The 7,443-nt window shown below is 65.9% G+C and carries 9 protein-coding genes; 6 read left to right on the forward strand and 3 right to left on the reverse strand.

Annotation, left to right across the window (positions count from 1 at the left end):
* The 4 genes from J7J55_03025 to J7J55_03040 all read left to right on the forward strand — a co-directional run.
* On the forward strand, positions 1-891 hold an 891-nt coding region (locus tag J7J55_03025; protein MCD6141678.1), incomplete at its 5' end, for a hypothetical protein.
* Between the two features lie 84 nt (positions 892-975).
* Positions 976-2,001 (forward strand): recombinase RecA, encoded by a 1,026-nt coding sequence (gene recA, locus J7J55_03030; GenBank protein ID MCD6141679.1) that lies wholly within the window; start codon positions 976-978, stop codon positions 1,999-2,001.
* Complete coding sequence (locus J7J55_03035) at positions 1,922-2,455, forward strand: RecX family transcriptional regulator (protein MCD6141680.1); 534 nt, start codon at positions 1,922-1,924, stop codon at positions 2,453-2,455. Before recA ends, J7J55_03035 begins: the two co-directional genes overlap by 80 nt.
* The gene (locus tag J7J55_03040; GenBank protein ID MCD6141681.1) at positions 2,452-2,934 is read left to right on the forward strand and encodes a 2-C-methyl-D-erythritol 2,4-cyclodiphosphate synthase; all 483 of its coding nucleotides are present in this window, start codon (positions 2,452-2,454) and stop codon (positions 2,932-2,934) included. Before J7J55_03035 ends, J7J55_03040 begins: the two co-directional genes overlap by 4 nt.
* Here J7J55_03040 and rseP read toward each other — a convergent pair.
* A complete protein-coding gene (rseP, locus tag J7J55_03045) occupies positions 2,918-4,213 on the reverse strand; it encodes an RIP metalloprotease RseP (protein ID MCD6141682.1) in 1,296 nt (431 codons plus the stop codon). The two genes, J7J55_03040 and rseP, sit on opposite strands and share 17 nt — an antisense overlap.
* Complete coding sequence (tilS, locus tag J7J55_03050) at positions 4,213-5,538, reverse strand: tRNA lysidine(34) synthetase TilS (protein ID MCD6141683.1); 1,326 nt, start codon at positions 5,536-5,538, stop codon at positions 4,213-4,215. The genes rseP and tilS overlap by 1 nt, the downstream gene beginning before the upstream one ends.
* A gap of 83 nt (positions 5,539-5,621) precedes the next feature.
* Here tilS and J7J55_03055 point away from each other — a divergent pair, with 83 nt between their 5' ends.
* Together J7J55_03055 and J7J55_03060 are read left to right on the forward strand one after the other, a co-directional pair.
* Positions 5,622-6,194 (forward strand): hypothetical protein, encoded by a 573-nt coding sequence (locus tag J7J55_03055; GenBank protein ID MCD6141684.1) that lies wholly within the window; start codon positions 5,622-5,624, stop codon positions 6,192-6,194.
* Complete coding sequence (locus J7J55_03060; GenBank protein MCD6141685.1) at positions 6,191-7,075, forward strand: metallophosphatase; 885 nt, start codon at positions 6,191-6,193, stop codon at positions 7,073-7,075. The genes J7J55_03055 and J7J55_03060 overlap by 4 nt, the downstream gene beginning before the upstream one ends.
* Here the strand turns inward: J7J55_03060 and J7J55_03065 are convergent.
* Complete coding sequence (locus J7J55_03065; GenBank protein MCD6141686.1) at positions 7,072-7,386, reverse strand: hypothetical protein; 315 nt, start codon at positions 7,384-7,386, stop codon at positions 7,072-7,074. The genes J7J55_03060 and J7J55_03065 overlap by 4 nt on opposite strands.
* Positions 7,387-7,443 lie beyond the last annotated feature (57 nt).

Below are 7,443 nucleotides of genomic sequence, written 5' to 3' on the forward strand. Positions count from 1 at the left end.
GTGGCGGTGAAGGCAGGGATATTCGTCTTCTCCCTGTGGCTCCCCGGGGCGCACGCAAGCGCCCACCCCGCGGTCTCCGCCCTCCTCTCCGGCCTGGTGATCAAGATGGGGTTCGTTGTCCTCCTCCGGCTCTCCGGTGTCTTTCCGCTCGGATTGACATTCCTCGTCCTCGGGACGGCCACCGGGATCCTCGGCGCGGCCTACGCGATCTACACCTACGACCTGAAGCGGTTGCTCGCCTTTTCCACCCTGTCTCAGATCGGGTATCTCCTCGTCGGCCTGGGGGCGGGGGCGGCCGGGGGAGCTGTCGCCTACGCCGTCGCCCACGGCCTGTTCAAGGGACTCCTGTTCCTCGCCGGCGGGGAGGCGGTGCGGACGAGCGAGGTGCGGGACATCTCCAGGATGAGCAGGAAGGGAATCCCGGCCCGGGCGCGGATCGGGCTCCTCGTCGGGACGCTCGGGATCATCGGGCTCCCGCCGTTTGCCGGGTTTGTCGGAAAGGGGCTCATCCATGGGGGAGCCGCCGTACAGGCGGTGGTGGGGCTGATCACCCTGGGGACGACGGTCGCGTTCGCCAAGTTGATCCCGCTCTTCCGGGGCACTGGGACAGGCCAACCCCGGTGGGAGAGATCGGCTGCCTACACGATCCTCACCATCCCGATCCTCCTCTTCCCCCTGGGCGTGGGAGCGGTCGCCCCGTGCTCCGGGGCATTTTCCTTCAGCGCGGTTGTAAAGGCGCTATTCATCATCAGCGGCGGCGTCCTCCTCCACCGCTTTCTCTTCCGGCGGCCGGTCCTCCTCCCGGAGCGGATATTCCGCCTGGAGGAGGGGCTCCTCATCATCGTCTCCGGGTTGTTCCTCGTGTTCGCGCTGATATGGTTCGGAGGTTGAGCCACCCGGGAGGGCAAGCTTTGCACTCAAGTACCCGATCACCTAGAATGAAGGGCGAGCAAAACAAGGAGGGGGAAAACGAGAATGGGAAAGCAGGAAGTCCTGGAGAGCACGCTGAAGCAGATCAATAAAGCCTACGGTGAAGGGGCGATCATGTGGCTGGGGGACAAGGCCCACGTGATGCAGGTGGAGACCGTCCCCACCGGGTCGCTCGCCCTCGACATCGCCCTCGGGGTCGGCGGGGTGCCGCGGGGGCGGATCGTCGAGGTGTTCGGGTCGGAGTCGAGCGGGAAGACGACCCTCACCCTGCACATGATCGCTGAAGTGCAGAAGCGGAACGGGACGGCCGCGTTCATCGACGCTGAACACGCCCTGGACCCGACCTACACCCGCGCCCTTGGGGTCGACCTCGATCACCTCCTCCTCTCCCAGCCGAACTCCGGAGAGCAAGCGCTCGAGATCACTGAACAGCTCACCCGCAGTGGGGCGGTGGACATCATCGTCGTCGATTCGGTGGCGGCCCTGGTGCCGATGGCGGAGATCGAAGGCCAGATGGGGGATTCCCAGGTCGGCCTGCAAGCACGGCTGATGTCACAGGCGATGCGCAAGCTGTCCGGCGCGATCTCCCAGTCGAAGACGATCGTGGTGTTCACCAACCAGATCCGCTCGGTGATCAGCGGGACGCGGTTCGGCCCGTCGACCACCACCTCGGGCGGGCGCGCCCTGAAGTTCTACGCGTCGATCCGGCTCAACATGTGGAACTCGGGGAAGATCGAGGAAGGGGGAAATCAGGTCGGGACCCACGTGAGCGTGCGCGTAGTGAAGAACAAGGTTGCCCCTCCGTTCCGCGAGGCGACGTTCGACATCATCTACGGGAAGGGGATCGATCGGGCGCGTGACCTGATCAACACCGGCGAATCGCTCGGGATCGTGACCCGGAGCGGCTCGTGGTATTCGTTCGGCGATACCCGCCTCGGCCAGGGGATCGGAAACTCGGCCCGCGCCCTGGAGGACGACCCCGAGCTGGCGGCTGCGCTGGAGCGGGCGATCCGGGAGAAGGCCGGGCTCCCGACCGAAGAGGAGAAACAGGAGGCGAGCGACGCCGGCTGATGCGTGGGAGGCCCTACTCCGTCTCCTCCGTTATCGTCCCCGCACCTGCGCCGAGGCGCGGGCGCGACTCCTCCAGCTCGGTTTCCCTCCCCATGAAGTCGAGACCGCGATCGAGCGGGGGAAGGCGACCGAGCTGTTAAACGACGAGCTGTTCACCAAGCTGTGGGTCGAGGACCGCGTCGCCCACCGCCCCCTCTCCCGCCGGGCAGTGGCCCAGGAGCTGGGGAACAAGGGGATCCCGCCGGAGACGATCTCCCACGCGTTGGACGAGCTTTATCCGCCGGAGGAGGAGGTGCGGATCGCCCTCGAGCTGGCGCGGACGCGGATGGCCCGCTACCGCGGGCTCGACCGGACGACGCGGATGCGGCGGACGCTCAACTTCCTCCTGCGGCGCGGGTTCGATCTATCGCTGGCGCGAAAAGCGGTGCGGGAAGCGGAGAAGGAGCTAGCGTGACAGAGGTTTGCACCGGGCTTGGGATCGATTTTCATCGGTTTGCGGAGGGGCGTCCGCTCGTGATCGGCGGAGTGGAAATCCCCCATGATAAAGGCCTCCTCGGCCATTCCGACGCTGATGTCCTCGTCCATGCCATCTGCGACGCCCTCCTCGGCGCCGCCGGGCTCGGGGATATCGGGACCCATTTTCCAGACACCGATCCCCGTTACAGCGGGATCTCCAGCCTGCGGCTGTTGGAGCAGGTGATGGGGATGGTCAGGGAAGCGGGCTGGCGCCCGGTCAACGTCGATTGTGTCCTGATCGCGCAATCTCCGAAGCTCGGCCCGCACTTCCCGCGGATGCGGGATGCCCTCTCCCCGCTCCTCGCAATCCCTCCTGATCGGATCGGGCTCAAAGCAACGACCCCCGAGAGAATGGGGGCGCTCGGCCGCGAGGAGGGGATCGCCGCCCTGTGCACCTGCCTCATCGAAACAGCCTGAGGATGTCCTGGTAGGTGACGAGGAGCATCAACCCGAGGAGGATCAGGAATCCGATCATGTGGATCATCCCCTCCCGCTCAGGCGGGATCGGTCTTCTCGTCACCAACTCGTAAAAGGCGAACGCGGCCCGGCTCCCGTCGAGGGCGGGGAACGGGATCAGGTTCAGGATCCCCAAGCTGAGACTCAGGTAGGAAAAGATCCAGAGGAAGACGCTTCCCCCTTGGTGCGCCCCTTCTCCGAGGAGCTTGGCGATCCCCACCGGTCCGGTGAGCGACTTGGCCGGCGAGATCTGCCCGGTGATCATCCCGTGGAACAGGTCCCCCATCATCCGCAGCTCGGAGACGAACTGCCCCGCTCCGAGGGCGATCCCGGCCCCGAACCCCGGCCGGCGCGTCTCCTTCCCCAGGTCCCCGAGCTCCACCCCGACGAAGAGCTGATCCAGCGTCATCCCCGCGGTGTTGAACCTAAAATTCACCGGCTCCCCATCCCGAAGGACGGTGAGAGTGAGGTAGTCACGCGGGAGGAGCTCGCTCAGCCGGTTTATGATCCCCACCCCGGTCCGTACCTCATCCCCGTCTATGGCAACGATCTTGTCCCCGGGGCGCAGCCCGGCGCGGTAGAGGGGGGAGGAGGGATCGAGCGACTTTATCACGTTGGTGTAGGCGATTGTAAGGAAGTACGCCCCCACGATGTACCGCCCGTCCGCGTCCTTGACCGGGGTGATCTTCACGCTCATCCGTTTTCCGCCCCGCTCGATGACGAACTCCACCGGGGCACCGCCCGCCTCCTGGATCACCCGGCCGACGGCATTTACGTCGATCACCTTTTGTCCGTTGATCTCCAGCACGCGATCCCCGGGCTGGAGGACGGCGGCGGCCGGCTTCCCCGGGACGACGTCCGCTACCTGAAGGACCGGGACTCCGAATCCCCACAGGGCGAACACCGCGACGAGGAAGGTGGTGAGGAGGTTCATCGCCGGGCCAGCGACGCTGATCGCGATGCGGATGAGCGGGGGTTTGCTGTACAGGAGCCGATCGGTCGGGACCTCGGGCGGGGCGTCCTTCCCCTCCTCCCCGGCCATGCGCACGTACCCCCCGAACGGGATCGCCCGGATCGAGTAACGCGTCTCCCCGCGCCCGAACGAGAGCAGCTTCGGGCCGAAACCGATCGCGAACTCCTCTACGTATACTCCGGACGCCTTGGCGGCGAGGAAGTGTCCTCCCTCGTGCACCCCAACGAGGACGAGGATCGTCCCGACGAACAACAGAAACGTGATCATTAAATCTCCTCCGCATGCATGATAAGCGCTCTTTTTGTCCCGGGAGTGAGCTTGACCCGCTCCGCCAGCCGCACCCCGACCACCCAGATGATACCCGCGCGATCGCAGACGATGGGAAGACGGTCGCGCGCGTAGAACGGGACCTTCGCGTCGATCAGCAGCTCCTTCAGTTTCTTCATCTCCTTCATCCCGAGCGGGGCGAATCGGTCTCCGGGGCGGCGCGTCCGCAACTCGAGCGGGAACTCGACCGCTGCGGCGTCCGCCGCCTCGACGGCCGGATCATCCGGCGGGGGCTGGCCCTGCCAATCGCGGAGCTCGAGGGTGATGGCGATCCCGAGCTCCGGGATCTCGTTCCGCCCGAGCTCAAGCCGCAGCGGGGCGAACTCCCGTCCGTGTTCGTCTCCCGTGCTGATCACAATAGTATTACGGTCCAGCCTGGCGTGACAACCGGGGAGGTAAAGCGCGGCGTGGGCGCGGGGGGAGGAGGCGAGCCGAGCGAGGGAGTCGATGTGCCCCTTCTCGATCCGGGTGAGGCTCCCCCGGACGCGGTTGAGCGCGCGGCGGAGGACGAGCCCCTGCACCGCAGGGTCAAGGGTGGCGAGGCGGTCCCGATCGAGGGTGACCGTGGCGTCCCCGTTCTCCACCAGCACCTCCTCCCACACCGGGTTGAGGAGGAGCTCGAGGGCAGCCCCCTCCGCGGCGATGAGGGCGGCGGCGCGGGCGATCGCCTCCCGTGCGCGCGGGTTCAACTCCTCCAGGAGGGGAATGACGCGATGGCGGATCAGGTTGCGGGAGAACCTGACATCAGCGTTCGTCTCGTCCTCACGCCAGGAGAGGCCGGCAGAGCGCGCGTACCCAAGGACCTCCTCCCGCGTTACCTCGATCAGCGGTCGGACGTAAGGGAGGCTCACCGGCCTGATCCCGACGAGCCCGGTCGGCCCGGCCCCGCGGGCGAGGTTGAACAGCACCGTCTCCACCAGGTCGTCGCGGGTGTGTCCGAGGGCGATCCGGTCGGCCCCCTGCACTCGCGCCGTCTCTTCCAAAAACTCCCGCCGCGCCCTCCTGCCCGCCTCCTCCAGGCTGAGGCCGGCCCTCCGGCTCAACCCCGGGACGTCGGCCTCACCCCGGATCACCGGGATCCCGAGCTTCCTCCCCAGTTCGACCACGAACTCCGCATCGGCACGGGCCGCCTCCCCCCTGATCCCATGGTCGAGATGCCCGATCACCAGCCGGTTCGAGGGGACGATCCGACGGAGGATATCGAGCAGGACAACGGAATCCACGCCCCCGGAGACCGCGACGATGACCTTCCCGTCCCCGAGCATCCGATGGTTCTCGATCGTTCGATTAACCTTTTCGATAAGCATGCGGTAAGATTGTGAGAGGAAGGAAGGGTGAAATCAACGGGATGAGACAACGGCGGAAGCGTGCGACATCAGGAGCGCTCGTCCTGGCGCTCGTCGGGGTCATCCTCCTCTCCACCGGAGCGGTTACGACCGCTGCTTACCCGCACTTCCCGGGCGATGCGGGGACGATCGGAGTCCCGGGAATGACCGCGGTCGACCTTTCTCTCTCCGCCTCCGGGCCGGGGATCACCGTCACCCGCGGGGTGACCGAGCGGATCGACCTCTCCCTCACGATCGGGCCGGATTCCCTGTGCTCTCTGTCCGGGCGGTGGAAGGTGATCGATTACCTCGGGGTCCTCACCACCGGGGTCGGGGTCTCACACCGCGGATGGTCGATCGCGGCCGGGCTGTTCCTCGGCCCGGTTCGGTTCGATTGGGGACGGAGGTTCGGGAGCGACCCAGGCCGGTTCGGGATCCTCACCTTCTCCCGCCCCGGGGTGAGCGTCGGGTTCGGGGTCTACTGGAACCGGGCACCCAGCTTCTACGGTGGGATCACCCTATTCCACGACATGCGCTATCTCTCCCTATTCGCCCGGGGGAGGGAAGTGACCGTCTCGATCGGAGGGCTGTTTTGAGCCGCATATTCATCTCGCTGCTCATGGTGATCGCCGTCGCTGGCACCGGATTGGGGGAGACGGTGACCATCCTGTACACGAACGACATCCACACTCGGGTCGAGCAGCTCCCCGGCTTGAGCGCGGCGATAGAAGATGAGCGCGCCGCGGCGAGTGGACCGGTCCTGTTGTTCGACTCCGGCGACACCTGGCAGGACTACCGCGTCCCGATCTACGCGGTGTGGGGAGCGGAACGGACAGTGGAGTGGATGAACGCTGTTGGCTACGACGCGATGGCTCTCGGGAACCACGATCTCTACTACGGTTCGGACCGGCTCGCCCACTTCGTGCAAACGGCGGATTTCCCGGTCCTGTGCGCCAACCTCAGACCGGTCGCGGGAGTGAAGCCCCCGTTCACGCCGTACACATTCGTGCAGGCAGGAGGGTTACACGTGCTCGTCGTTGGGCTGATCACCGACGAGGACCTCCCCTACCTTGACTATCCGTGGCTCACCTACCTCGATCCGGCGGAGGCGCTCGCCGCCGTCCTGGATGAGGAGGCGGACAAGGCTGATCTCGTCGTCGTCCTCGCGCATCTTCCTGTCGCTGCCGCAAAGAGGATCGCGCAGCGCGTCCCGGGGATCGACGTCTTCCTCACCGGCCACTCGCACGAGCTCACGGAGACGCCGGTGCACGTGGGAAAGACCGTCATCCTCCAGACAGGCGCGTTCGGTCAGCATCTGGGGATTCTCACCCTGACCGTCGATTCCTCCGGAGAGGTGACGAAAGCGGCAAACTCGTTCCGGACAATAGAGAAAACCCCGGTCGCGACCGACCGGGGTTACATCCGATTGGGAATCATCGGGGGGCTGACCCTTGCGCTGTTACTGCTTCTGTTCTAGAAGTTGTAGGACAGGGTCAAACCGTCACCGCTGAATCCGAGTGTGAATCCCTTCTCCTTGGCAGTGGTGTAGGCGTCGTAGCCGCTGTAGAGCGACCAGGCGAGATGAGCCAATCCGACGAGCGAGTAGCCCGAGTACCAGTAGTACGGGGACATGATCGATGCAACGTACCCACCGCCGGCCAGGATCGCCACGTCCACCCCGAAGTGCAGGATCGCCTTGTCCGGCTCATCGAGCAGGAGCTGCCCCAACCCCGGGATGAGGAAGGACGCAAACCCTGGGACCCACGCCTCGGTTTGCGACTGTGCCACCGCCGTGGTGCTGGCAAGGGAAGCGATCGCGAGCAGAACGATCCCCACGAGTGCGTA

It is taken from the genome of Candidatus Bipolaricaulota bacterium, assembly GCA_021159055.1.
Taxonomy (GTDB): Bacteria; Bipolaricaulota; Bipolaricaulia; order UBA7950; family UBA9294; genus S016-54.